The organism is Pseudomonas sp. NPDC085632 (genome assembly GCF_044541255.1).
In the GTDB taxonomy this organism is placed as follows: domain Bacteria; phylum Pseudomonadota; class Gammaproteobacteria; order Pseudomonadales; family Pseudomonadaceae; genus Aquipseudomonas.
The window spans coordinates 74,049-98,871 of sequence record NZ_JBITSX010000017.1; the positions used below are offsets into that span (position 1 = coordinate 74,049).

General features: G+C 55.7%; 21 protein-coding genes, 1 other RNA gene and 2 pseudogenes. 4 read left to right on the forward strand and 20 right to left on the reverse strand.

The annotated features are described in order from the left end of the window. Positions 1–74: 74 nt before the first annotated feature. Complete coding sequence (locus tag ACIF4X_RS13925; protein ID WP_397482580.1) at positions 75–746, forward strand: histidine phosphatase family protein; 672 nt, start codon at positions 75–77, stop codon at positions 744–746. Next, a complete protein-coding gene (locus tag ACIF4X_RS13930) occupies positions 743–1,558 on the forward strand; it encodes a phosphatase PAP2 family protein (protein WP_397482581.1) in 816 nt (271 codons plus the stop codon). The genes ACIF4X_RS13925 and ACIF4X_RS13930 overlap by 4 nt, the downstream gene beginning before the upstream one ends. A 66-nt stretch (positions 1,559–1,624) precedes the next feature. On the opposite strand, the gene ACIF4X_RS13935 is transcribed toward ACIF4X_RS13930, so the two are convergent. From ACIF4X_RS13935 to ACIF4X_RS13945, 3 genes are all read right to left on the reverse strand, one after another. Beyond that, a complete protein-coding gene (locus ACIF4X_RS13935) occupies positions 1,625–3,064 on the reverse strand; it encodes an ArnT family glycosyltransferase (RefSeq protein ID WP_397482582.1) in 1,440 nt (479 codons plus the stop codon). A 68-nt stretch (positions 3,065–3,132) separates the two neighbouring features. Further along, positions 3,133–3,720 (reverse strand): ribosomal protein S5-alanine N-acetyltransferase, encoded by a 588-nt coding sequence (gene rimJ / locus ACIF4X_RS13940; protein WP_397482583.1) that lies wholly within the window; start codon positions 3,718–3,720, stop codon positions 3,133–3,135. Positions 3,721–3,968: 248 nt separating this feature from the next. Beyond that, the gene (locus tag ACIF4X_RS13945; RefSeq protein WP_397482584.1) at positions 3,969–4,334 is read right to left on the reverse strand and encodes a DUF6124 family protein; all 366 of its coding nucleotides are present in this window, start codon (positions 4,332–4,334) and stop codon (positions 3,969–3,971) included. A 314-nt stretch (positions 4,335–4,648) separates the two neighbouring features. On the opposite strand from ACIF4X_RS13945, the gene ACIF4X_RS13950 reads away from it, so the two are divergent. Further along, the gene (locus ACIF4X_RS13950; protein WP_397482601.1) at positions 4,649–5,689 is read left to right on the forward strand and encodes an EamA family transporter; all 1,041 of its coding nucleotides are present in this window, start codon (positions 4,649–4,651) and stop codon (positions 5,687–5,689) included. Positions 5,690–6,114: 425 nt separating this feature from the next. On the opposite strand, the gene ACIF4X_RS13955 is transcribed toward ACIF4X_RS13950, so the two are convergent. Together ACIF4X_RS13955 and ACIF4X_RS13960 are read right to left on the reverse strand one after the other, a co-directional pair. Continuing rightward, the gene (locus ACIF4X_RS13955; protein WP_397482585.1) at positions 6,115–6,552 is read right to left on the reverse strand and encodes a type II toxin-antitoxin system YafO family toxin; all 438 of its coding nucleotides are present in this window, start codon (positions 6,550–6,552) and stop codon (positions 6,115–6,117) included. A gap of 6 nt (positions 6,553–6,558) precedes the next feature. Beyond that, positions 6,559–7,086 (reverse strand): hypothetical protein, encoded by a 528-nt coding sequence (locus ACIF4X_RS13960; RefSeq protein ID WP_397482586.1) that lies wholly within the window; start codon positions 7,084–7,086, stop codon positions 6,559–6,561. 853 nt (positions 7,087–7,939) lie between these two features. Between ACIF4X_RS13960 and ACIF4X_RS13965 the strand changes: the two genes are divergently transcribed. Continuing rightward, the gene (locus tag ACIF4X_RS13965; RefSeq protein WP_397482587.1) at positions 7,940–8,473 is read left to right on the forward strand and encodes a GNAT family N-acetyltransferase; all 534 of its coding nucleotides are present in this window, start codon (positions 7,940–7,942) and stop codon (positions 8,471–8,473) included. Between the two features lie 627 nt (positions 8,474–9,100). Here the strand turns inward: ACIF4X_RS13965 and ACIF4X_RS13970 are convergent. From ACIF4X_RS13970 to ACIF4X_RS14040, 15 genes and pseudogenes are all read right to left on the reverse strand, one after another. Further along, positions 9,101–9,880, reverse strand: coding sequence for a hypothetical protein (locus tag ACIF4X_RS13970; protein WP_397482588.1), 780 nt, complete (start codon positions 9,878–9,880; stop codon positions 9,101–9,103). 375 nt (positions 9,881–10,255) lie between these two features. Beyond that, a complete protein-coding gene (locus tag ACIF4X_RS13975) occupies positions 10,256–10,948 on the reverse strand; it encodes a hypothetical protein (RefSeq protein WP_397482589.1) in 693 nt (230 codons plus the stop codon). An 819-nt stretch (positions 10,949–11,767) separates the two neighbouring features. Continuing rightward, positions 11,768–14,236 (reverse strand): hypothetical protein, encoded by a 2,469-nt coding sequence (locus ACIF4X_RS13980; protein WP_397482590.1) that lies wholly within the window; start codon positions 14,234–14,236, stop codon positions 11,768–11,770. A gap of 177 nt (positions 14,237–14,413) precedes the next feature. Next, on the reverse strand, positions 14,414–14,845 hold the full coding sequence (locus tag ACIF4X_RS13985) for a hypothetical protein (protein WP_397482591.1): 432 nt from the start codon (positions 14,843–14,845) through the stop codon (positions 14,414–14,416). Positions 14,846–14,893: 48 nt separating this feature from the next. Further along, a pseudogene (locus tag ACIF4X_RS13990) lies at positions 14,894–15,259 on the reverse strand (tail assembly protein); the annotation flags it as partial. A gap of 387 nt (positions 15,260–15,646) precedes the next feature. Beyond that, the gene (locus ACIF4X_RS13995) at positions 15,647–16,123 is read right to left on the reverse strand and encodes a Rha family transcriptional regulator (protein ID WP_397482592.1); all 477 of its coding nucleotides are present in this window, start codon (positions 16,121–16,123) and stop codon (positions 15,647–15,649) included. Continuing rightward, positions 16,120–16,500: a helix-turn-helix domain-containing protein gene (locus tag ACIF4X_RS14000; protein ID WP_397482593.1), complete on the reverse strand. Its 381-nt coding sequence runs from the start codon at positions 16,498–16,500 to the stop codon at positions 16,120–16,122. Before ACIF4X_RS14000 ends, ACIF4X_RS13995 begins: the two co-directional genes overlap by 4 nt. Beyond that, entirely contained in the window at positions 16,418–16,687 is a 270-nt protein-coding gene (locus ACIF4X_RS14005) for a helix-turn-helix transcriptional regulator (protein WP_397482594.1), read from the reverse strand. Before ACIF4X_RS14005 ends, ACIF4X_RS14000 begins: the two co-directional genes overlap by 83 nt. Before the next feature lie 164 nt (positions 16,688–16,851). Next, on the reverse strand, positions 16,852–17,829 hold the full coding sequence (locus tag ACIF4X_RS14010; RefSeq protein ID WP_397482595.1) for a hypothetical protein: 978 nt from the start codon (positions 17,827–17,829) through the stop codon (positions 16,852–16,854). Positions 17,830–17,993: 164 nt separating this feature from the next. Then, positions 17,994–19,220, reverse strand: a pseudogene (locus ACIF4X_RS14015) (tyrosine-type recombinase/integrase). Positions 19,221–19,386: 166 nt separating this feature from the next. Then, positions 19,387–19,775, reverse strand: a transfer-messenger RNA (tmRNA) gene (ssrA, locus tag ACIF4X_RS14020). Between the two features lie 96 nt (positions 19,776–19,871). Continuing rightward, positions 19,872–20,150: a hypothetical protein gene (locus tag ACIF4X_RS14025; RefSeq protein WP_322845855.1), complete on the reverse strand. Its 279-nt coding sequence runs from the start codon at positions 20,148–20,150 to the stop codon at positions 19,872–19,874. A 130-nt stretch (positions 20,151–20,280) separates the two neighbouring features. After that, complete coding sequence (locus ACIF4X_RS14030) at positions 20,281–23,091, reverse strand: FAD-binding and (Fe-S)-binding domain-containing protein (protein ID WP_397482596.1); 2,811 nt, start codon at positions 23,089–23,091, stop codon at positions 20,281–20,283. After that, positions 23,088–23,759, reverse strand: coding sequence for a lactate utilization protein C (locus tag ACIF4X_RS14035; RefSeq protein ID WP_397482597.1), 672 nt, complete (start codon positions 23,757–23,759; stop codon positions 23,088–23,090). The genes ACIF4X_RS14030 and ACIF4X_RS14035 overlap by 4 nt, the downstream gene beginning before the upstream one ends. Then, positions 23,759–24,823, reverse strand: a 1,065-nt coding sequence (locus ACIF4X_RS14040) for a lactate utilization protein B (protein WP_397482598.1), incomplete at its 5' end; no start/stop codon positions are given. The genes ACIF4X_RS14040 and ACIF4X_RS14035, both read right to left, overlap by 1 nt.

Here is a 24,823-nt window from a genome sequence, read left to right on the forward strand (position 1 = left end):
TGGCTGCCCACGCCCGCCTCTGTACTTTCGCCGCATCGAATGAACCCGTGATGCAGAGTGGCGAGGCGGTTTTTGTGGAATTGAGACTGAGTCTGTTCGGCGTCAAACGCTCGATCGATCTGAGCTTTTTGGCGCGTTTTCGCAACACCTGGGTGGTGTTGGCGGCATCGGTATGGGTGATCCCCGTAACCCTGTGGTTGCTGGCGCCGGCGGCGGTGCCAGATCTCGCGCACGGCAATGTCGCCGGTGCGCAGGCGTTGGCAGCCGGTTGGGCAAAGGGCGAGATGATCGTGCTGGTGCGTCATGTCGAACGCTGCGATCACTCCAAAGCGGCGTGCCTGAGTGGCAATGACGGCATCACCGATCGCTCGCGCAGTGTCGCGGTGGCGGTCGGTGCAAGGTTCGAGCAACTGGGCCTGAACAACGCCGACATCTATAACAGCCCGTCGATGCGCACGGTGCAGACCGCCGGTTACATGTTCAACCATGCCGCCAGCGGCGACGACTGGCTGATCAACTGCCGGGGCCGCATGTTGCAGGACGCGTTGGCCCACAAGGTTCCCGGTCGCAATCTGGTCCTGGTGACCCACAGCGAATGCATGGCGCAAATCGAGAAAGACCTCAAAGTGCCAGTCTCGGACATGGGTTATGGCTCGTCATTGTTTGTTTCCGCTGCCAGTCCGGCGGCTCCCAAGATGCTCGGCTTTATTGAAGCTTCCGACTGGCGCACGGTGACCACCCGATGAAATCCCGTTTCTACGCTTACAATTTTGGTATTCCGCTCGCCTGTGCGGCGCTGGTGTTCCTGATGTTCGACATGACCAAAATCGACATCGCCTTCAGCAACCTGCTGTTCGATCCGCTGACCCAGACCTTCCCGCTCGACAAAATCCACTTTTTTGAAAAGCTCACCCACAAATGGGCGCGGATCATTCCCAACTGGACGGCTGAAATCGCGCTGATCGGCGCGCTGCTGTCGCTGGTCTGGCCATTGGTCAATCCGCACAAGCGTCCGCGCCTCGCTGCGATGCTGGAGCGCAGCAAAGTCGCGCCAGTGCTGCGATTTGCCGCTGATCATCGTAGGGATTTTCTGTTTGTGGTGGTCGCGTTTGCGGTCTGCACCGGGGTGATTCATTTCCTCAAATCCCACACCAGCGTTTACTGCCCGATCGAGACCACGTTGTACGGCGGGAAAATGGCTCACATTGAGTGGTACAGCAACTTTCAACTGTTCCATGAAGCCGGTAGTGGCCGGTGCTGGCCGGGTGGTCATGCGTCGGGCGGCTTCACCATGCTGGCGCTGTATTTCGTGGCGCGGCGCTATCAATGGCGTTTTTCCAGTGCAATCTTGTGGGGCTCGCTGCTGTTGGGGTTCATTTACGGCACTACTCGTGTTCTGCAGGGCTGGCATTACATGTCCCACACCTTCTGGGCCGGAATCTTCGTGTGGCTGGCGTGTTTGCTGACGGCGTTGGCGTTCTACGGCCGGGCGCGGCTGGATGTGCCGGTGCTGAGCAAGCGTGAGCAGAAAGCTTTCAGTGCTGAGGTCTCTATCTGAGCCCGTGCGGATCAAATGAAAAACCCGCCAATCACCGGCGGGTTTTTTTATGCGGCTGCGCAGGCCTCAATAGCCGACGAAGTAATACGCCTGTCGTCCGACCAGCATGGTTTTGAGCACCTTCAGGGGAGGCGCGGGTTCGCTGTCGCCGGCCATCACCACGACATGCGAGGGCGAGGCCATGAGGAAGTCTCGCAACTGCGCCTCGGTATCCAGCCCTTTGAGTACTTGCTGGGTATAGAAGACCGTCGCGCCACCGACCCGCTCATTGGCCTGAAACAGCGCGACTTGATGCCCGGCTGTTTGCAATGTCTGAATCTCTGCACTCAATGGCAGGAATGAAAGCTTTTTGTCGGCGTGGGGCAGTGCCCATTGCGCGGCCGCGAGGTAACTGCCGATCACCAGCGTGAGCACAGTTACTGCCAATGTCTGACGGTGACGGGCGATTCGGCCTACGAATCGATTGGCGGATTCGTACTGCTTCAATCGTTCGAACAACACGCCTGCATATTCTGCCGCGATCACCGCTGCAGCTGGCGTCATCGACATCAGGTACACCGTGCGCTTGCTCGATGCCAACGTCAGCATGATGAACTGCGCAACGATCCACAGGCTGAAAAACAGCAAGTAGCGGTTGGCCTTCAATTGTTTGCGGAAATGCCAGAGCCCCAGATACACCAGAATGTTCCACGGCAGGAAGGCTTCCGGCAGTTTGGCTAGGTAGTAATAGAACGGTTCGTAGTGCCCGGCCTCGACGAACGAACCGCTGAAGCGCCCGACACTGTTGGTCAGCAACACCTCTTTGACGGCCTGCGCGCCGCCGTGCTGAAAGAGGATGACGAGCCAGATCAGCAGCGGAATCAAGCCGATCAGGGTCAGTAAGCCCGGTCGCAGCCAGTCGGCGATTTTCAGGCGCTTGTCCATCAGGTTGTCGGTCAGCAGATAAGCAAAAATCACCACCCCCGGCATGGCAAGCCCCAGCACACCTTTGCTCAATGTAGCGATGGCAATTCCGACGACAAACAGCAGCGAGTTGCCTGGCGTCGATGCCCGTTGCGCCTGGAAAAAGGCCAGCAGCGCCGTGGTCACGCCGAGGGCGAGCAATGCATCTTCACCGACGCCGCGCACATTACTCCAGTAACTGGCCATGGTCGCGAGCAGAATGCCTGCGGTCCAGGCAATCATTTTCGGCCGCTCGAAACGCCGCAACATGCCATACAGCAGCATCACGCTGAGCAACCCGGCAACCGCTGACGCCAGTCGTACGGCCCACGGTGAAACGCCGAATACGCGCATCGCGCCAGCGTCCAGCCACAGGCTCAGTGGTGGTTTTTCCAGAAACGGTTCACCGAACAGGCGCGGCGTCACCCAGTCGTCGTCCAGATGCATCTCCATGGCGATGCCGGCCACGCGGGCCTCGGTGGAGCCTTGCAATTGATGGTTACCCAGCGCGAAGAAAAACAGCAGGGCAGCAAGCAGAAACAGCGAAGTGGCGGCACGCGACATGGCTTTCAGGCAACCGGAAGGGGCGGGAGCCTGAGCATACGGCGGCAATCCTGAATAAATTGTGAAGCTCAGGCCAGTCGTCGCGACCAACGCTTGTCCGGAGTTTCGAACAGCGGATTGACCAGTGCCGTCAGCACATGATCCTGCCAGCGCCCGGCAATGTTCAGATACGCCTTGGCGTAACCCTCACGTTCGAAGCCCAGGCGCTCCAGCAAGCGTGCACTGCGTTCGTTGCCCGGAATGTAGTTGGCCATGATCCGGTGCAGATTCTGGGTCTCGAACATGTAAGAGATACCAGCCTCCAGCGCTTCCTGCATCAAGCCCTGACCCTGTTGGGCCTCGTCGATGTGATAACCCAGATAACACGCCTGAAAGGCACCACGAATGATGCCGCTGAAGTTGCAGGCGCCGATCATTTGCTGGCCGTCCGGGGTCAGCAGGGCAAAATGCATGGCCAGCCCGGCCTCGAATGCGCTGGCCTGCACGTCGAGACGCCGGCGAATCTGCTCGGAAGAGAAATATTCGGTGGTGCGGATGGGCGACCATGGCGCGAGGTGGCGCAGGTTGCGTCGGTAGAACTCGCTTTCAAGTTCGGCCTGGTCCGGAGCCAGTATCGAGAGCGTCAGGCGTCGGCAGGGCAGGGTCAACAGCGGCATCGGGCGCTCCGGCTTGTGGAATCTGCAGGCAGAGTCGCGCAATCACCCCGGTTACGGCAAGTCGTGGCGCAGAAGGGACTTTGTTTCAGGCAAAAAAAAGCCCGCAGGAGCGCGGGCGAACCGTAGTTTCTTGAATGAGCGAGCGGACTGTACAAGGGTTGGCCGCGCAGCTGCAGTGAAGAAAAATTCATCTCGATGGGCGGCCCCAATGCAGTTCGATGCACAACCGAGCGCCGGGGTTTTTCCCGTCAATGGCGGGTTTCAGGCCCGGTAGTGTTCTGTGGTTTCTGCGGATCAAGATTGTCCCGTGCCCGACAAATCAGGATCTCGGCCAGTGCGCTCAATTGCTTCATCGCCACCGCCACATGGCGTTTCGAACCGTCGAACTCATCGGCAAAGTTTGCGCTGATGGCCGCGAGGGAATCGAGAATTTCGCTGGCGTGGGTGAGCAGGGTCAGTGTGTCGACATCGTCGCGCACCCTGATGAGCTGATTGAGCGGGACGCTACGGCGCCGCTTGTGCGCTTCGCTGGTATTCGATGGCGGTTGGGTGCTGGACGTTGGCGCATCGGACGGTGCCGAGCCAACCAGCGAAAGCTGTGGGGTTTTTTTCATGACGTAGCTCCGTGGAGTAAACATTCACTTCAATTGCGGCTGCCAAACCGTCCGCTGGTTGGCAGTGGTCGTGGAGCGTAACGCCCTGAGGAGTTGTCCACCAGTTCATCAAAGTCGACGCGTGTTGCGGGAATTTTCCTAGGACGTTCGTTGTGGGAAGGAGGGCGTGGCGATAAAACCGGACGGCAGTCGCGGTGATCACGGAAAGCCATCTCAAGCATGTAGTCAGCGGGCGGAACGATTCACATAATGCTCACCTGAGTTCTGCCATGATCATCACCGGCATTCCATCGGCCCGAGCGAGTGATTCCGTCATGAATGTGAGCGTGCTCTACGCGTTGGTTGCGGCAGCGTTGTTTGGCGCCAGTACGCCACTCGCCAAGCTGTTGGGTGTACAGATTTCACCGATTCTATTGGCCGGGTTGCTCTGTCTGGGCAGCGGGCTGGGTTTGACCGTCCTGCGTTTTGCCCGCGATCGAGGCTGGCAGCGTTCCGGACTCGGAGCCGGCGAATGGCCGTGGCTGATCGGAGCCATCGGCTTCGGCGGCGTGCTGGCACCGGTGGCGTTGATGTTCGGTTTGACCAGAACGTCCGGCGCGAGCGCGTCACTGATGCTCAATCTGGAATCAGTGCTCACGGCACTGCTGGCCTGGGTCGTGTTCAAGGAAAATGCCGATCGGCGAATCGTGATCGGCATGCTCGCCATCGTGGCCGGCGGGGTCGTGTTGTCCTGGCCGCAGGAGGCTGTGTCGGCGCAGGACTGGACAGGCCCGCTGGCCGTCGCTTTCGCCTGCTTTTGCTGGGCCATCGACAACAACCTGACGCGTAAGGTCTCTGCCTCGGATGCACTGTTTATCGCGGGCAGCAAAGGTCTTGTGGCGGGGGTGGTCAATTGCAGCCTCGCCTTGTTTATCGGCAAACAACTGCCCGCAGCCGACTCGCTGCTGCCGATCCTGCTGGTCGGGTTTCTCGGTTACGGCGTCAGCCTGGTGATGTTCGTCCTCGCCCTGCGCGGGCTGGGCAGTGCGCGCACCGGCGCGTACTTTTCCACCGCGCCGTTTCTGGGCGCAGCGATCTCGATTCTGCTACTGGGCGAGTCGGTATCGCTGATGTTCCTGCTCGCAGCGGCGTTGATGGCCGTGGGGGTATGGATTCACTTGATGGAGAACCATGCTCATGAGCATCAGCACGAACTGCTCGAGCATGAGCATCGTCATACACACGACGAGCATCATCAGCATGCACACGGGTTTGAGTGGGATGGAAAGGAGCCGCACAGTCATCCGCATGTGCATGTGCCGATTCGGCATAGCCATGCGCATTTTCCGGATGTGCATCATCGGCATGAGCATTAAGGTGTGTGGGCGGGGTGGTTTTTGGCGGTAGGGGCTGGATGGGACGGCCAGATGCGACAAAGCCCGCACTAGGCAGGCTTTGTCGTTGAGAGTTGGTGGGCCGGGGTCATTTGAGCGTGAGTGATAACTGACTGTTTTTAAATGGTTTTATGCGATGCGGTGGTGTTAGGGGTACACCAAGGGATACACAGTGCTCGTTGCTGGTACATCTTTGCCCGATTTTCCACTGGGCGAGCGACTACAAAAAGTAGCGACGCTGGTTCAATCCCACAGAGAGGGATTCCATCCGGATTATCTCGGTTCACGATAGTGCGCTCGAGGACATAAGGAAGTGAGTACTCCAGGGGAAGGCATCGCTTCGACTACATTCGAGAAAATGAAAACGTTGCAGGAAGGCTTCGGAAAGGAAGAGGGCGCCTGGGAAGTCAGTGGGTATCGCGGAAATCCTTCGCTACCGCCGCTAGTCGTTTCATCACTTTTTCGTTGCGAGCTCTGCTATGAGCGCCCGGATGAAGAAGGGCGATGAGAACATAGTGATCCTCATCTAACAGACCATTCACATACACTAACGCTGCGTCCTTTGCTGGATCACCCGGGCATGTGCGGTCGTATTGCGGTTTGTTTTTGGAGAACACTAGCGGGGGGATCGCAATATGAATATGCATCAAACAGGCAATAAAAGCCTCGTACGGTTGGGTGTAAGAGGTATCGCGACCAAAATAATCTGGAAGAATATTTCTGTTGGATGCTATGTAAGTACGGAAATCTTCAAGGAGGTTTTTCCCCAGTGTCGGATACTGGTCGAGCACATCCTTAAAAAGGTCGTCGTATGTGTCGGAGCTATATTCGACAGTGATTGTCATACAGCGTCAGTTCACAAGCTGATGCAGGCGCTCTGTTGAAGCAGAAGCCAAGGCCTCCAGCCCTTTCATATCTACCGCGCTTTCGTAGACCTCAGGCACATGGGACATTTGCCTCAAAACCATAGAGTTTTGTGCCATACGAGACCTGGTTAGAGCCAGATTTCTACGAAGTACGCTGAACTCGCCGCAGACGCTAGGGGCATTTGAGTACACGTCAGCTTTACTGTCCAGGAGAGACTCCAGAGTACGCAGCGCGCTGGCTATATCGGAAAAGGGCTCATCCTCAATAGCATGACGTGGAGGTGTATTGTTGAGCATAGAACGCCCAGCTTCGGTGGCTAGCTCGTTTAGCTCACCGAGAGTCACAATCGCGTCTTTGATAGCAACTCGAATTTTCGCGTCATCAGAGGATGCTTCCAGATCGCTGCTCGAAGCTGCGGCAACTTGTGCGCACGACGACGACACATGCAAATAAAGAGAAAGCATGTCCTCCTTTGAATAAGGGTCGTGGCGGTGGTGTGGGGCGCGCTTCATGGTTGAAGCCCTCTAGGGCGTTTTCTCAGTGTGTTGGTGCTTGCGTTTGAGTTGTCGTTTACGGTGACTCTATATCGTCTGACCAAATCCGCTACAAGATTGGTGAAAAATTTGGGTTCTATTCGTCTTTATCTGACGGATGGAAGCCGCTGCAATAACAGGGCCAATCATCGGATTTCCTCCATCTGTGAAAACGAAAGCGTATCAGCATTGGTTTATTGGTATTGACGTTCAGCGCATGGCACAAGCTGCTCACTGCTCACTGCTCACTGCTCACTGCTCACTGCTCACTGCTCACTGCTCACTGCTCACTGCTCACTGCTCACTGCTCACTGCTCAAGAGACCATTCTGCGCCCGAAAAAATCATCGATGCCTAGAGGGTTGTGTATAGCCATTGTTTAAGCGATGCCTAAGGGGATCTGTATAGCCGGGTCATGGGTGAATCCAAGCGGAGCCGATTTGGTTAGACCCTTCATAGGTGCGGGCGTGGTCAAGGTGCCGCCCAGTGATCTTTCCACTACCTCGTTTCGGGGTAGCGAGTGCTATCCCAAGATAGCCTTAGTCAACCTGAGCTCACATTTCGGTAGGGCAGGTGTCGCGACATGCTTCCGTTGTTAGGCAAAACATATGTGCGCTTGAGATTGATCGATCCTTTACGGCTTGGTGGACGGTTGGTGTGGCACTTTGCTAGCCTCGCGGTCGACCGAATTCTCCTGCCGGCGCTCTAACTCGTCTTCTCAGCCCACGCGACTCTCAGGTAGCTGTAAATGTATGTGCGTCTGAATGTCTTGATATGTGATTCACATACGCGTTGGCCTGCGGGATATTTACTTTCAGAAAACAGGGATGCCCATGAAGTTATTTCAACGTTTGTTTAAGCAGGCTGAGCCTTGCATCAATCTGCGCTCTGGCCGAGTAGATGATCTAAAAGCCCTTGGTGGTCTGCTGCAATTTGAGGCAGAAAATGCTCATTTTTTTGGGCTAAGGACTTCTGAAGAAATAGAGGAATATTTAGCCGAACTGCGATCTCAGATTGAGACGTTAGCTGAAGAAAAGCCGGTTCGTGTATCACTCATTGCAATCACAGTTGACGATGTTCCAGTGGGTTATCTGATACTTATGGCTACTCCCGATGCAAGCGTGATGGATCTGAATGTACTAGTGATTGATCCTCAGTGGCGTGGTCGCGGGTTGGCACGCTTTGCTGTCAATGAGTTGGTTTCACAACTGGCGCAGGGAAACCGTCGGATGCTGGTTCGTTGCCTGCCTGCATCGAATATTATGATGAGCTTGCTGCAGCAGTTGGAGTTCAAGGAAGTACCTACCACTGATCTGATCGTGCGCCACTTCATGTCGCCGACATTGGCTTCTGAAGGGCATGCATAAAAAATAGGCAAGGCACGAGCCTGCCCGTAATGCAAAGCATCCGTGTCAGTCGGTCTTCATCAGTTGTTTCCTTGACGGTGCACTTTGACGAGTGCGCTGAAAACTCTAGATGCTGTTGGTGGTGCTCTGATGGTCTTAGACGCTCGTAGCCCTTATGTACCGCGCATCTCAGTTCACTTCTGCAGCATCGGGAACCGCCAATCCGTCTAGAGCCCGTCAAGAGTTTCTTCAAGGCTCCGTCAAGGCTGGTCAAGGTTTATGGCCGCTCCTTCACTGATGCTCGCTCATCCATTCTGGACTGCTTCAGCACCAAGTCAGCCTTCCGTGGTTTTCTGCCCTTGATGGCTGGGGCGTTCGGCCGGCACCTAACAAAATGCGCCCGTCAATCCGTCCAGAGCCTGTCCAAAATCCGCAAAGGGGTTGTAAGGGGTTTGAGACGGCCAAGCGTCCTACTTTGACGTATCCCGCACGGAATAAGCCTTGGACGACCATCCAGCCTGGATTCCGTCTCACGCCTATCTCACATTCCGTCAAAGCGTGGTCAAAGAGGTTCGAGCATTACCCACTCGGTATAGGGGACGAGTGACCAAGTGAGGTCGGGCGTTGCGCCAGACAGCAGCGACTCCATCAGGGCGCGGCGAGAGATTCGCTGGAGGCATGGAGCTTGGTCATATTCCCAATCGCCCACATCCCACTCTCCCCGAGATCAAATATTACGGTTCGTTGAGATAAAAACCAGCCTTCGCGTGGCTTCCGCCACGACCATGTATGTTGCCCGCGATAAGACTCCTGAACCGCTCCATCAAAGTCATTGCCGTGGAGGAGCTCCAGCATAGGCCGTGGTGAAGTCGCAGCAGCGATATCGCTCCTACGAAAGTATGCGAAGGCACCTCCATCCAAGCAGGGTTTCCGCCATACGTTTGTCCATGGGGCGTAAACCGGCATAGCCAATTTGAATTCTCTGACTTTCGGATTATAAGGATCAGGCAAAGCGTCACCGATTCGGATTTTCTCCTTGAACTTCTCCCCGTTCACGATCCAGATCATCCGCTCCCTATAGAACGTCTCGCGGCTGTTCATTTCCTCGATGCCCATCGGAGAATTTTGAAGCTCTACCACCGTCCCGTCGGGCCGCTTCACATCCGCGATATGTTTCTCACCCTTGGCGTCGTGGGCAACGACCTCCTGCCATTCAAATGGAAACAGTGCTTTCCAGGCGCGGTGCCATGGGTCTTCATTCTCCATCCACGGGTCGCAGTGCCGCCGGCCTGCGTGCGCCCAGTGCCAGCGGATGATTGGACCGCATTTTGCCTGCGCGGGCTTTCCGCACAGTTGACACTCGCCTTTGAGGCCTGGCGCCGGCGAAGCGCGCTCTCCGCCCACGAGCGCTATTTCCATTGACGGCATACCCGTATCCCTCCGCATGATGCGAATCAATGTAGCTGAATATGCAGATGTCACTCTTCCATGGGGTGTTTCCCATTGAGAGAGGTCGCCCAAGACGACTCGCAGAACAATTTTCTGTTCAGTTGAGTCTTTCCAGTCAAACTCACTGCTTATGGGGTGAATCTCGTGGGAAAGCTCCGTTCCCCGCCATTGCTGGTGGTCACGGGGGCGTGTGCGCTGCTTTGAGTTTTACGGCTTGGTTGTGAAAGTTAGCGCGGGCGGTTCGCGCGCAATGGTGGTTGCGAACCTATGTGCGAACTCGGGTGCTTATAGCCAGTCCTCATTGATAGCTGACGCATTGAGGCACGCTGACAAGCATGCGCGATTACTCAGAAACTAAGGTTGAACTAACCAGAACTGGGCGCTGTAGTTATTCAAACCTCGATCGGCTTTCACCTGGAATGTTGCGGGGATCAACGTCCCATCACGACCCTCCCTGAAATAGTCTCTGACAGCTTGTAGGCCTAGGCTCACGAGGTACTGCCACTGATAACTTAGCTCTCTCTGTTTCTGTTCCCGTTTGGCGGCAGTCGTCTTTTTCGAGATGGAAGAATTTGCTAGTTCACTTCGCAAATCCGCAACATGGGAAAAGGTGATGCTGTCGTATACCCACTCATCTTCGACTGTCCTGCGCCAGCGATAACCTACTCGTAAAGTTAGTCGTTCGCTAAAAAAAGAGGGATGTATTATCTGGTCGTCAACAAAGAATAGCTGCCCTTCCTTCTCTTCCGTTTCAAGCCGGTGCTTCATCTGCCACACCGCGTGTGTCAAGTCATCGCCAGCGCGTAGGGCATCACATTTTGTCTCATCTCTCTTTTTTGCAGTTTTCGCATTTCCATATGTAATCAGCGCTTTTTTGAAAGTGCGAAGTTCTGACGCAACGTATGCGCCGCAGCTCTCAAGGCGGAGAGACTGCAGAGGATTTGGGCACTCTTCAGCTACACATTGCTTGATGAGCTCATCCAGCACGTCTGTATCAACTTCTTGTAACGCATCTTGCTCACCGCGAGTGATGTTGATCACACCCATAACTTCATCCTTTTAGGTCGTTGACGTGACTGCGCATTGATAGGGCTGGCAATCACGGGGTTGGCGAAGAATACTGGGGGTTTTCCTGCGAACGGCTGCCTGCCCTTGTCAGTAAGCACTAATGGCTTAACTGAACCCCAAATCGATTCATCGCCGAGTCTACCGAAAGCTTACTACGGAGCTCATCCGTAGGGGGAGGGCGCGAGCGACGGGTTGCCAGTGGAAACCAATGTAATAACGTGGAAACCACATTGGAAAATGGCGACTGGCAGCCGCTTGCACTGGTAACTAGCGTGGTAACCACTAGCCGGGTTCGCACCAGCTCGCGTAGGAGGGTGCGAACCAGAAGTGCGAACCTGCGGCCGGCAGGCATCGGCGAGTACGTATCTGGCTGCATCCCGCCGGCACAAAGCCCCGCACCATCGGAACGTTCACCTTCACGCACTCCAGGTGCGTGAAGACACTGCGTGAAGGGCGCGTAAGAACTTGCCGGGAGATTGCTTCGCGTGTTGACCTAGTGCGCGACGAACTGCGCGAAACACGCCGGCCGGAACTGGGCGCCAGCCTTCAGTTGGGTGTTTCAGAAAGGGGGATATGGTGCGTCGGTGACCAGGGGGAGAGCGGTCACCATTGGTGGTCACCGCGCATGGTCATCACTTAAGGTATCCGCGCTGGATTAGCCCTGAACCGTGGATGCTAGAGTGGATACCAGTGATCTGGTCAGCGCCTGATTGGCGTGCTGGCGTCGTGGATAATTGAGGACGTAAAAATTATCACTTGCCCGGTTAGTTTAAGCCGGGCGAATAAAGTTTACGTACATCAAGTCGATAGCTCAGCTCCTCTAAGGTGAGGGTTGCCAAACACGTGCATGGCAGCCCAGGCGCTTTCTACCGGATAGATTTGTTTGATCCGCTGGTTAGCCTCATATGCAGCGCTGACAATGTTCTGCCCCGTCTTTAACTGATGCAGAAACACTTCTGTCCAAGGCCCAGGGATAGTTACGTTGAGACTCCATGCAGGTGCGATTACCGCCTCATAACCTGCAAACAAAAGGGTCTTGGCTAATGTTTGGAAGCTTCGTGCATAGAGGTCAGATGCTATATGCCCGCCGTGACAAACGAATAGCACGGCTACTTTGCCAGTACCAAGGATGCTAGGTGTTGTGTACTTCTTGTTATCGCTTGGGTACAGACCAGTGAAGCCACCATCGGGATCACGCCCACCGTGGCAGATAAACAGCTTTACGTCCGCCTCCGACTCGAATGAGGGTAACAGTCCTTCTTTGTAGTCTGCAGGGTGATCGTCCATGTGCTGTCTTAACCGGCTATAGGCTAGCTCGATAGCGCCATCCTCTTCAGCAAGGGGGGCCCAGACATTAACTTTAGATAGATTAAGATCGCTTGGAGTACAGCGGAGGTAGTGATCCAGAGACAACGGACTACACAAGGCTTGACGTTGGCCCTCGCTAGTTAGATCAACCAGCAAGTTATGGGGAAAACAAGACATCTCCACATCAGAAAATACGACAGTGCATTTGCTGCTTCTTGGCAGGTGAAATTTTGGCACGCTGCTCTGAATGCGTTCGCTTTCCTCTCTCCATATATCTTCGCGAATCTTGAAAGGCCCCTGACCAGGCGGACTGTCGTTGAATCCAAGGTCTGGCAAAATATCCGCTAGCCATTCCTTGACTGATGATTGTGTGCATCCGGGAATATACCCGTACGCAATGAATTTTCCTTCTTCGTGAATCAGGAAGTAGGCGCGTTCTCCCTCAAATCCCAGCCAAACATAGCGGTAATCCGGATGGGCAAGTAGCTTACTCCGTGTCTGGCTCAGGTAATCTTCGAATCGCCCGGCACCACGTTGCAAGGTCTCAGCATCATGGCGAATTAGCGCATGTCGAGGTAATCGTTTGGCAAGGTCGAACGCCAAGCTGCCATCGGATTTTGCTTGATGACCCAATAGGATGCCTTCGATATCCCCCACCTCTAGCGAGCTCTCAATAACCCGCGAGGCCCTTACTTGCAACAGATTAGCTTCATACACGTGGTCGCTTATATTGCGCGATTTCGTCAACTGTTCAAGGCTTTGGCGCAATTGCTCTTTAGCATTGGGGCGGTTTCGTAGGACAAGGTCCTTAATAGACTCAAGTTGCGCGGTCGCTAAATTTTCCTCGATATACGACTCCAGTGCAATCAGTGGGGCTTGGTGGGCGTACGTTCCAGGATAAAGTGTCTTTAGATTGCAGATCATGCCTAGCCACGGTACCAGCGACGCCTTACCAAAAGCCGATATGGCTTCGAAGTTGACTTCCACGTAGGAGGTGGCACGGCTTAGAACATCCGGGTCATGCTTGAGTAGCAACATATTCAAGAAAGCCAGCGTGATTCTCTGTCGATCATACTCATTCAAAGTCGGTAACGCTTGAATGTCATCGTGCAAAGAGTCGGCCAACTCGAAAAAACCAAAGGTTCGATAAAACGTAAATACGCCGATCAGTACGCGAGCGTAGAAAGTATTTGTGACGCTTTCAAGCGACTGCAGGGTCATTGCAAGCAGGCAGGCGTGAAGCGCTGCATCGATTGGATTCATTTGTGAAGTGAACAGTGTGAAGCGGCAATAGTGCCCACACTCTGGTACACCGTCGGCATGCGAGCAGACGAACGCTTCCTCAGCGGTATCTCTCGCAAGTTGCTGGTGACCATCCAGGCATAGTCGCTGCAAGATTGACTCAAACTGTAAGTAAGTCTCGTCGACTTGATTTAGTTTTAGTGTGAGGCTTCTGGACATGCCAAGATAATTGCCGATCATTGCCATTTCGGCGGTCAAATATGCGTTTTCGGTAGGAGTAATTGCAGCGTAGTTAAGCAAGTCTTCAACCCAGGGCAGCACCTCTTCTGCAGACAGCGGTGTAATGTCTGGCATGCGGTAAGTTGAAATACGAATGCCGTCTTTTTGTTGGAACTGCATACAGCGATAGGTCAGGGCTTGAAATTCCTCCTCGCTCAAATTAGAGGGTTCTCTCTTCGGTACTTCGAAAATATTCAAATGGGAAAGAGATCGAAAATGCTTTTCGAATATGAAAATCAGAAAAGGCACACTTACCTCTCCATGCTTATGGAGTAGACCCGAGAGTTGAGCGTGAGCGACTCTGAAGGGCTCGCACTCGAGCTTGGTGAGGCATTCGATTGCACTCTCAAGCCGCGTGGCCAGCTCCTCGTCCTCTTCGTCTGTGAACTTGATTCGCTCTGAGAGCGCACGGCCGAGTTCATCAAGTATTTCATCCATTGCCTTCATACCTTTAGTCAGTAGTGCATAGCTGAAAGATCCCAGAACGCAGATCCCCAAGCAGGTTGCTTTCGGTAATTACCGGTGTGGTTGCCAGCTCCCCAGCGAGGCGGTCGACGAGGCAGACGATATCGCCTTACTCAGACCAAATCGTCCACTTCGATCGTTAGTTGATTGTTAAATAGAGCTAGGGCGAATATCTAAGCCGACATTCGTATCGCCACCGATTCGGAACCGCTTCACTTGGCTCGCCTTCAATGCCGCTGATTGCTCTTTGAGTGGCCCCGACCAACTACACAAACCCGATCCGCGCTCATCCGCACCAAGTCCCACCAGGTGGTCACCGGCGGGAACGTACAAACTTACCGCTTCGCCGGTGTCGATTCGTGCAACTGGCCGACCGTCAACATGGACGGCAACGAAACACCCGCCAGCTACGAAGCCCGTGTCTCGTGCAACCTGAATTGTTCCGTATGGACCGGCAGGCTTTTTCCCGTATGCCATAACCCTGTCACCAGGCACAGGCTTGGCCTGGTCGAACGATACGGAAGAGGTAGAGCAACCTGTCATCAGGGAGACCAGGGCAGTTGCAGCGGCGATATTCAGCATGGGAACTCCTTGTCATGAGGTTGCAACTGTAGCACTGGCATATCGCAGTCACATCTGGTCCTCGGCGTAAATCGCGGCGCTGATAATTGCACCGCCTACCCGACTCTTGCCGTAACAGAGCGGCACCGGGTTGCCGCTGGCCGTGGTGTTCTTCGCACTGCCGAAGGCATAACCGGGGATGTTTTCGGGCGCAGCGCTAGTTTTTATTCCCTTAGCCACCGGGCTCAGCATTTGAATGACGCCACCGAATGCCATGGCCGCCCCCATAGTCATCATCGCAGAGGTGAGCGGTGTTGCGGTCCCTCCAGAAGCAAACGTCAGCACAGCCCCCACAACGACCAATACCGCACCAGCGATCTTTTGCAGGACGCCAGCTCGTTTGTAGCGGGCGAGAGACGGAGAGGGACGAGTTTGCGCGGAGAGCGCTCAGAGCCATACGGCGGTGAGCAAGGGCGCGAATTGCGGACGGAATGAGGGCCGGCATCTGTAAAGCTCCTTCTGCTAACGAGGAGCTGCCATGATCCTTCCTACGGGATTGGGTGGCAGCTGTGCGCGGGGTAGGAATACCGGGGCAAAAGGAGCCCGGCCAGGCCGAAGCCTGCCCGCACACAGCCGCCATAACACGGAACTGCAAGCGAAAAAAAACGCTTGCAGAAGTGATCTGGGCGCTGTTGCGCCTTTTGCTTCTCGGGTTCCTACGCCCGGTCGCTGAATTTTCAGCGACAGATGAACCACACCGACGGGCGCGACTGCTGGCAAGAAAAGTTATCGACTGTTCATCCCCGATAATGAGCAAGGCGTTCATGGGTGCAAGTCCTCCACGTCGATCGGCAGCTTCAGCTGTTCTCTCAGATGGGCGACATGGGCGTACACGCCTGGCTTGTCATAACGCCAGTGTGCCAGCCGGCGACCACTGATGCTGGCTTCGTTCCTGCGGGCTAACAGCGTCTGAGAGGCGTATCCATATCGGGCTTCGCGAAAAGCCATGATGAGGCTCGCTTTCAGTTCCACGACGTGGTCCGTGTTACGGGACAGCGACAGCAGGAAGAATGCTTGATCCTCATTGAGCAGGAAGTACTTGAGATGCTTGGTACCCCGCTGCCCTGGCTCTTTCACTGCCTCCGTTTGAAACGCGAGCAATCCGAATTCTTTGAATTTGTCTGTGTAGCGCTCGATCAATGCAAGGGCGTTTTTGTGCTGATTGCCCAATTGCTTGGCGAGCTGGCGGCTGTCCACGCGAGGCTCGCCTCCCACATGGGTAAGTGGAATGATATTCATGCTGTGCCCCCCGCCGGCGGGTTGGTACTGAGGTAGTAGAGCGCCATGCCGCGATGGGTACGACCTTGATCGTCGGTCAGCGTGAGGCGCTCCGTCATGATCCTGTGGCCCATGTCACGCAGCTCGTTGATGCGCGCCCCCGGGCGAACGATATTCAGCTCGCGGATGGCGGTGAAGGTATCAATCGGACCAGCTGCAGGCGCTCCAAAAGGCGAGCGCGTTGTGCGGTGCCGCTGGTATTCTCGACTTGAGTGTTTTTGTGACTGGTCTGTTGGTCGGCCTTTTTTTTGTTCATTAGGCGGCCACCTCGCGCAAAGCGATGCGCTGGCGCACCCAGGCTTGCGCCTCAGCCAAAATCCAGCCGACAGGTGCCCCACGCGATTTGCTATTGCTCAGCGGAACGGGGCGGGGAAAGGTCGGATCGTCTTTAAGGCGCTTGTAGATCGTCGGACGGGCGTATCCGGTGATCACCGACAGTTCACTGATACGGATGATGATCGTGGCCGGGTCGAATTGGTGAGTGATCGCAGCGGCGGGCTGAGTATTGGATAGCGTGGTGTGCATATTGTTTATCCCCCTTTGTATAGATGACGGGAGACAGAATGAATGTGCACGTTATCCAACGAATAGGTCACCCATTATTGGTAATAGGTCACCTATTTTGTATTTCTTATCCACCATTAAAACCTGATAGCCAATGAATACGCGGGCTTGAAATGGGTGACCTATTATCTTGATCTGATAGCTCCACTTCCGGTCCCGCGCCAGCCAATAATTACCGAGAGGCGTTTGGCCTTCGCGCTTGGATTCCTTAACGTCCCCACTTCCAGATCACCGCGCTCTCTGAGCCAGTCCAAGACGAGACTGAGTGCGCCGCGCCCTCCAGGTCCCGATGGGTTGTAGGTGCCACTCTGTGTAAGTTCGGTCCAGCACTCAAAGGCTTCATTCAGGCCAGCAGGGTGTAGCGGTGAGTAGGGGTTAAAACAGGCCGCAAAGGTCGTCATTCTCTCCGTAAGGCTTAGTATCTCTAAATCCCGGTCCTGTATTTTTCGATCTTTTGCAGTCAGCTCGTTATAGAAGCTCCGATTTTCATCAGACAGCGTTTTCTCTTTGGCTCTAGCTTCAGCGAGTAACGCCTCTACTACGGCTAAGCGACTTTCAGCATGAAGTCGAGCTATGGCGTCCTTGCTAGCCGCTTCCTGAGCCTTTCTTTGATCATTTTGGATGGCTAGCTTTCTTTGAAGATCTCTGTAACCGTCAGAGTCAAGGGCTGGGGGCTGATCTTCATAAGTGCTGATGAAGCTCGCATTGGCCATCTTAAGAATTTGAGAGCTGTGGACGGTTTCGACTTGGGCTGGTTGGATTTGTCCGAGTCTTTCTTTAGCCGCTTCTACTTTATCTCTGAGCCACTCACGACTAACCATCACGGTGTGCGATTCGACGATCTCAAATGGAGTTTCGAAAAGCACTGGCACAAATTTCCCAGTGGCTTTTCTGAAATATCTTGAGATGTCTAGGTAGGTGATTGGAGGGCGACCGTCTGGATCAGAACTGCCATTCACGTAGATGGTTTCAGGATTGAATTCAGACTCTGGCTCCACTATAGAGCTGAGTTGATCAGCTATAGCGCCAAGCAATGCTGGATTCGTTGTCTTCAGCAACGAGCACGAAGTCTCCAGAGAGACATAGCTGGATTTTTTTGTCATTCCGCCCCCCTGGCGTTCCTTTTAGTTATAGATAGCTGGTCGCCATGTGCGAATTGCATGCTTTGACTAGAAAAAAGTAAGCGCTGCTGACGGCTGATACTGGCTATCTGAACAGTAATGGGGCTCAGTCTATATCTGTCTATGAGAACAATGGAAGGCCCGGATCAGGCCCTCTTGATCGCGACAACATTCCCATTGGTCAGCTTGTCCAAGTGATCTGCATACCATTGCATCATGGTTGTACGCTGGGGTAGGTAGATCGCTTTGTTGTAAACACCGGCAATGCCCTCTTTGACGTGAGAGAGCTGGGCTTCGATATGGTTTTCGTCAAATCCGTGCTCGTTAAGAATCGTCGAGGCGATATGGCGGAAACCGTGCCCAGTCTGGCGGCCTTCATACCCGAGACGGCGCAGTGCCATCAGGAATACCGTATTGGAACGGGCTTTGGTTGTATCGCTTCGGCCTGGAAATAGCATCGGGTAGGCACCGGTGAGCACTTGCAAATTTCGCAACAACTCGAGTGCCTGAGTTGGCAGTGGCACCAAGTGCTCTCGGCGGCGCTTCATGCGCTCGGCCGGGATCGACCATAGGGCTTTCTCCAGGTCGAATTCGGACCAGCGTGCTTCGCGCAACTCTGAAGGGCGGCAAGCGAGCATGGATAGCAGGTGAAGACCTATGCGGGTATCGGTCGCGCTTGGGTACGCTCGGATCGCCCGTAAGAGGGGCGGTAACTCTTCCGGGGATACATGGGCATAGTTCTCGGCGGCCTTGGTTTGGAGGAATTTGTGCAGGCCCTCCAGTGGGTTGTGTGTTGCGCGACCGGTGACCCGCGCCAGATCGTAAATCTCGCGACACATACCGCGGACACGACTGGTCTGCTCAATGATTCCTTTCTGCTCCATCGCCCGCAGAAACTCCATCCATTCCATTGGCAGGATCTCGCGATAGATCCTTTTGCCAAAGACGGGGAAAACATGAAGCTCCAGAGCTCCTATGGTTCGTACCGCGGTGCCGTCAGTCCAGCTCTTGCGCTTGGCCGCGTACCACTCACGAGCAAGTGACTCGAACGTGTGGCCGGCGGCTTCGTCCTCAGCCGCTTTTCTGGCGCGCTTGGTCGCCATTGGATTGCTGCCTTGCGCCGCGTCTGCTCGCAACTCTGCCGCTTTCTTGCGAGCCATAGCGCCGCTGACTGTGGGATAGCTGCCCAAACCCAGCCACGACCATTTGCCGTCAGCTTTCTTGTAGCGCAGCTGCCATGACTTGTTCCCGTCCGGGCGCACGCGCAGGTACAAGCTGTCCCCGTCATGTTAACGGTATTCCTTTACCTCTGGCTCAAGGGTCGACAGCACCGTGTCGGCCAGTGGGCGGCGCTTGATTTCGCTGCGCTTCACTCCTTGTACCCCCTAGTTTCAATTATTACAGAAGATACACGGCAGGATACACGGGCGGTTCGTGTAGGGGTAGATGAGGAGATGCAGCCAGAAACAAGAAAGCCCGCACAGGGCGGGCTTCTTGGGGTGTTTCGTAGACTGTCTGAGACAGGTCTAGATTGCTATTTGGTGGAGCCGGGGGGATTTGAACCCCCGTCCGCCAGTACTCCGCTGTCGGTACTACATGCGTAGCCGTTTCTATTAAGTTAACCCTCAGCGACCCGAATGGCAGGGTGCTTTGGGCGAGTTGTGTAAGTTTTAGCCGCTTCGTCCACAACGTACTGCACGGCGATTCTGTTCTATATGACAATCATTTTGGGTTTACAGACATCCCCTGATGATTGCTGGACCCGAAGGTACCAGGAGCATTGTCAGCTGCAATTAAGCAGCGAGAGCAACACCGTATTGGTCGTCATTGGCAACTATAAGTAGTTGCAACAGTGGATTTACGACTTCTGTTACCAAGTCGGCATGCACCTAGAGTTTCGCAACCGGCGTCGAATCCTAAACGGCCCCGAACTCATTGCTCAGTACATCTGTTTGAGCAACAAGCATGCGCAGTGTACGCCAATCAGCCCACAAGGCCAACCCGAAGGTTGGCCGGGACGCTGATCAGTTGTTGGTACCGGTGGATTTGCGCAATTCCACGATGGTTTGCGAGGTTTCCGCGATGCAATCGTCGATTTTGCCTTGAGCCTTGAGCGCCTTGGCCTTGGCCACACTGGTTTCAGCGCGCTGAGTCAGTTCCGGATTTGATGACAGCTGCCCCTTGCCATTTTCAATGGTCTGAATATTGGCATCACACAAGTCGGCAGGCTTGCCGTCAGCAAACGAAGTGGACGCCATCATCGATGCAGTAACGAACAGACCTAACAGTACAGAACGTTTCATGTGTATCTCCTTGAACCGAGTGGGTCCAGACTTCGCTGGCCGTCAGGACGGGCAACCGTATGGAAGAAAAACCCCGATCAGTCGGGGTTATTCTGTGGACTACAGTCGAACTCAAGGGTTCTATTTTTCTTCAGTAGGCCTTCGCCCTGGTTACGCGATCCACCAGATAGACCAGTCCGTGGTAGTCGATTCCGCCATGTTGCGTCAGACCGATCTCACACGTCCGGCTGGTGGAAATCCCCTCGCTGCAATGCTGCACCGCATCCTTGAGCGAGCGCAGCGAGTGGCTGTTCAGCTCAGGCGTGGTGAAGCCTTTGTCGCCAGCAAATCCACAGCAATGAATGCCTTCCGGGATCACCACGTTGTTGCTGCACTTGCGCGCCAGATCAATCAACGCCTGGCTTTCGCCCAGATGTTGCGTGCTGCAGGTCACGTGTACCGCGATCGGTGAGTCTTGCGGGGTGAAATCCAGTCGATCAAGAAGATGCGTACGGATGAAACGCACCGGGTCGTACAGATCCAGACGGGTTTCTCCTACGTCCTGCACCAGCCGCAACGTGCACGGACTGGTGTCGCAATAGATCGGATCGAGACCACCGCGACTGGCGTGGAGCAATGCGCTGATCAGCTCCTGACGCTTGTGTTCGGCCTGTTCGGCGTAGCCTTTCGAGGCGAAGGGCTGACCGCAGCAGAGGTTGTCCAGATTGTCCGGGAAGACGACTTGGTAGCCGGCCTTTTCCAGCAAGCCACGGGTTTTGTCGTACAGCGACATTTGCTCTTTATCGCCCGCCGCCGGGCCCATGACCCGCGACACACAAGCCGCCAGATAGACCACGCGCGGACGCGCGTCCGAGACGCTGGGGCTGAAGCGAATCGCCTTCTCTGGCTGCGGCATCGCATTCGTCCACAGCGGCACCTGACCTTTGGACAGTCGCGTAATCGTTGCGGAAAGCTTCGCCAGACGCGGTGCGCCGAGCATCATGCGCGCGCCGTTGGCCACGTGCAGGGTGAAGCGTGCGCCTTGCAGGGTCCTGGCGAAATTTCCTTCGATCCAGTCAGCGGTTTTCTGATGCGTCGCGTGTCGGCCACGCAGCTTTTTCACCAACTCACCGGTATTAATTCCTACGGGGCAACGTTGCGCGCACAGACCAGTGGCGGCGCAGGTTTCGATGCCTTGGTACTCGTAGGCTTTTTCCAGTTCGGAGGTGTCGACGCCGGCGCGTTTTTTCGCCTGAATATCGCGCCAGATGACGATGCGCTGGCGCGGGCTGAGGGTCAGGCCTTTCGACGGACAGACCGGTTCACAGAAACCGCACTCGATGCACTTATCGACAATCTCGTCGGCTGCCGGCAGCGGCTTCAAGTGCTTGAGATGGATTTGCGGATCTTCGCTGAGCACCACGTCCGGGTTAAGAATGCCGTTCGGGTCGAGCAGACGTTTGAGCTGCCACATCAACTGATAGGCGTCGCTGCCCCATTCCAGTTCCACGAACGGCGCCATGTTGCGGCCGGTGCCGTGTTCAGCCTTCAACGAACCGCCAAACTCCACCGCGACCAGTTGCGCGACGTCATCCATGAACGCTTGATAGCGTGCGACTTCTTCCGGATTGTTGAAGCCTTGGGTGAAGACGAAGTGCAGATTGCCTTCCAACGCGTGTCCGAAAAGGATCGCTTCGTCGTAGGCATGTTTGTCGAACAGCTCGATCAAGCGATTGACGCCGATGGCCAGTTGTTCGACCGGGAAGGTCACGTCTTCGATGATCACCGTGGTGCCGGTTTTGCGCACGGCGCCGACAGCGGGGAAGGTGTCCTTGCGGATCGCCCAGAGCTTGGCGTTCTCGGCGGGGTCTTCGGTGAAGTCGACCTGCTTCTCCACCGGGAAACCGCTGAGCGACGCCATGATCTGCGCCAGCTGTTCCTGCAGCAAAGTGGAAGAGGCGGCGCGGGATTCGATGAGCAGCGCGCAGGCGTTGTTCGACAGCTGTTGTACGAAAGCGGGCATGCCGGGTTTGTCCTGCACCGACCGCAGGCTGCGGCGATCAAGCAGTTCCACGGCGGAAACCGGTTGGCTTTTCAGCACGGTGACCGCGTTGCAGCAAGTCTCGACATCCGGGAACACGATCAGCGCCGAGGCTTTGTTCGGGTGGTCAATCACCGTGTCGTAAGTCACCGCGCTGATGAAACCCAGCGTGCCTTCGGAGCCGACCAGCAAGTGGCTCAAGATATCCACAGGCTCATCGAAATCCACCAAGGCGTTGAGTGACAGGCCGGTGGTGTTTTTCAGACGGTATTTGTGGCGGATTCGTGCGGCGAGTTCGGCATTGGCGCGGGTCTCGCGGCCCAGCGTCGCCAGGCGTTCGAGCAGATCACCGTGGCTGGTGTGAAATGCCGCAACACTGGCAGCGTCTTCGGTATCCAGGCGCGTGCCATCGGCGAGTACCAGACGAATCCCTGCCAGCGTGTGATAGGTGTTTTGCGCGGTACCGCAGCACATGCCGCTGGCGTTGTTGGCAACAATGCCGCCAATTTTACAGGCGTTGATCGACGCCGGATCCGGGCCGATCTTGCGCCCAAACGGTGCCAGCCATGCGTTGGCCTGTGCGCCGATCACGCCGGGTTGCAGGCGAATCTGCATGCCTTGGCCACGAATCTCGCGCGCGTTCCAGTTATCCCCAAGGACGATCAAAACCGAATCGCTGATCGCCTGACCGGAAAGGCTGGTGCCCGCCGCACGGAAGGTCACCGGGACATGGTCACGTTGAGCCAGTTTCAGCAGCGCCACCACTTCATCTTCAGACTCGACACGAATCACCAGTTTCGGAATCAGCCGATAAAAACTGGCGTCCGTACCAAAGGCCAGAGTCGATAACGGGTCATCAAAACGGCGCTCGGCCGGAATCAGTTGTTGCGCATCACGCAGGAAGTCCACAGGAAGCGTCATTGGTCCTCCAGGATCAGCACCACCAGGTCTTTCGGGCCGTGGGCGCCGTAAGCCAGCACTTGCTCGATGTCAGCGGTTTTCGACGGGCCGGACACCAGCAACGCGTTGGTCGGCATGCCTTGCGCCCAATTGAATTCCTGCTGCACCTGATAGAAGTTGTCGCGGATTTCACTGGCCTTGAGCAGAGCGAAATGCACCGGCGGCACAAGGCTCATCAAACGCGGCTCTTCGCGGGTTGGCCACATGATCAGGCTGCCAGTGGCGGCAATGGCGCCGAGGGTGCCGGTGAGACTGGCCGGCGTGTCGTTGAACAGTTCGGCTTTCCACTCTTCCATCGGGCGGTCGTAGGATTTCAGTGCAGGCAGACCAGGATTGTTCATCCAGTGCTGTGTGATTTTCTGCCCATGCGCTGTTGTCGGTGCGATCAACAAACTCGGCAACTGACGATCACGCAACAATTGCGCAAGCAGCGCCGGCCACTCTTCGCCCGAAGTCAGGTGAATTTCGGTGTGCACCGCTTCCATCAATTTACGCAATTGCGGGATACGCTGTTCGGCAGTGTAGGTGTAAGGCTGCGTCACCAGATCGACATCGAAATCGTCGGCAATCGGCGTTGTGCCGGTCAGACTTTTCCGCAGCTTGCCGAGGATATTTTGCTTGGCGCTCATCAGCGATCTCCCTGTTTGGCCAGATGCTCGCGAGCCATGTCGTGCAGTGAGCGCGCGGCGGGTTTCGGCGCGCTGTGATTCTGCGTCCATGGGCCGACGTTGCTCGGGGTCAGCGCACGCAGGCGCGTGGCGAAGAAACCGAACAATCGATACAGAGTTGGCGAGCTGTTGAGTTTCGCCCAGGCGTTCCAGATGAAGCGTTCCTTGCGCGAATACTTGCTGCCCTGACCGCGCATCACTTGATGTGGGCTGTCAGGGGCTTTGACGTTTTCTTCGCGCAGGCGCCGCAGGATCGCCGGAATCGGAATTTTTACCGGACACACTTCACCGCAGGCACCGCACAGCGATGATGCGCTCGGGTGATCCGGGACTTTCGCCAGGCCGACCATGTGCGGGGTGATGATTTTGCCGATCGGCCCCGGATACACCTCGCCATAGGTGTGGCCACCGACTCGGGTGTACACCGGGCAATGGTTCATGCAGGCGCCGCAACGAATGCAGTTCAAGGTCTGGCGCAATTCGCTGTCGGCGAAAGCCTGGCTGCGACCGTTGTCGAGCAGGACCAGATGCACTTCCTGCGGGCCGTCGAGTTCATGTTCCTTGCGCGGGCCGGAGATCATGTTGACGTAGGTGGTGATCGGAATGCCCAGCGCCGAGCGCGTCAGCAGTGACAGCAACGGCACCACGTCACGCAGGTTTTCCACGACTTTTTCGATGCCGGTGACAGCGATGTGCACCGGCGGCACGGTGGTGGTCATGCGCCCGTTGCCTTCGTTTTCCACCAGCAGCAGGGTGCCGGTTTCGGCGACGGCGAAGTTGACACCGGAGACGCCGATGTCCGCTTCGAAGAATTTCTGCCGCAGGACTCTGCGACCGATCTGAATGAGTTGGTCAACGTCCTTGGTGTATTCCACGCCAAGTTTGTCGTGGAACAAGGACGCGACCTGACCGGCATTCTTGTGGATCGCCGGCATAATGATGTGTGAAGGCTTCTCGTGGTCGAGTTGGACGATGTATTCCCCCATGTCGGACTCCAGACATTCAATGACCCGAGCCTCGAGGAA

Bases quoted from the DNA above. Each gene is read 5' to 3' on its own strand.
- ACIF4X_RS13930 (WP_397482581.1), top strand. From the start codon at position 743: ATGAAATCCCGTTTCTACGCTTACAATTTTGGTATTCCGCTCGCCTGT.
- ACIF4X_RS13935 (WP_397482582.1), bottom strand. From the start codon at position 3,064: ATGTCGCGTGCCGCCACTTCGCTGTTTCTGCTTGCTGCCCTGCTGTTT.
- rimJ (WP_397482583.1), bottom strand. From the start codon at position 3,720: ATGCCGCTGTTGACCCTGCCCTGCCGACGCCTGACGCTCTCGATACTG.
- ACIF4X_RS13945 (WP_397482584.1), bottom strand. From the start codon at position 4,334: ATGAAAAAAACCCCACAGCTTTCGCTGGTTGGCTCGGCACCGTCCGAT.
- ACIF4X_RS13950 (WP_397482601.1), top strand. From the start codon at position 4,649: ATGAATGTGAGCGTGCTCTACGCGTTGGTTGCGGCAGCGTTGTTTGGC.
- ACIF4X_RS13955 (WP_397482585.1), bottom strand. From the start codon at position 6,552: ATGACAATCACTGTCGAATATAGCTCCGACACATACGACGACCTTTTT.
- ACIF4X_RS13960 (WP_397482586.1), bottom strand. From the start codon at position 7,086: ATGAAGCGCGCCCCACACCACCGCCACGACCCTTATTCAAAGGAGGAC.
- ACIF4X_RS13965 (WP_397482587.1), top strand. From the start codon at position 7,940: ATGAAGTTATTTCAACGTTTGTTTAAGCAGGCTGAGCCTTGCATCAAT.
- ACIF4X_RS13970 (WP_397482588.1), bottom strand. From the start codon at position 9,880: ATGCCGTCAATGGAAATAGCGCTCGTGGGCGGAGAGCGCGCTTCGCCG.
- ACIF4X_RS13975 (WP_397482589.1), bottom strand. From the start codon at position 10,948: ATGGGTGTGATCAACATCACTCGCGGTGAGCAAGATGCGTTACAAGAA.
- ACIF4X_RS13980 (WP_397482590.1), bottom strand. From the start codon at position 14,236: ATGGATGAAATACTTGATGAACTCGGCCGTGCGCTCTCAGAGCGAATC.
- ACIF4X_RS13985 (WP_397482591.1), bottom strand. From the start codon at position 14,845: ATGCTGAATATCGCCGCTGCAACTGCCCTGGTCTCCCTGATGACAGGT.
- ACIF4X_RS13995 (WP_397482592.1), bottom strand. From the start codon at position 16,123: ATGAATATCATTCCACTTACCCATGTGGGAGGCGAGCCTCGCGTGGAC.
- ACIF4X_RS14005 (WP_397482594.1), bottom strand. From the start codon at position 16,687: ATGCACACCACGCTATCCAATACTCAGCCCGCCGCTGCGATCACTCAC.
- ACIF4X_RS14010 (WP_397482595.1), bottom strand. From the start codon at position 17,829: ATGACAAAAAAATCCAGCTATGTCTCTCTGGAGACTTCGTGCTCGTTG.
- ACIF4X_RS14025 (WP_322845855.1), bottom strand. From the start codon at position 20,150: ATGAAACGTTCTGTACTGTTAGGTCTGTTCGTTACTGCATCGATGATG.
- ACIF4X_RS14030 (WP_397482596.1), bottom strand. From the start codon at position 23,091: ATGACGCTTCCTGTGGACTTCCTGCGTGATGCGCAACAACTGATTCCG.
- ACIF4X_RS14035 (WP_397482597.1), bottom strand. From the start codon at position 23,759: ATGAGCGCCAAGCAAAATATCCTCGGCAAGCTGCGGAAAAGTCTGACC.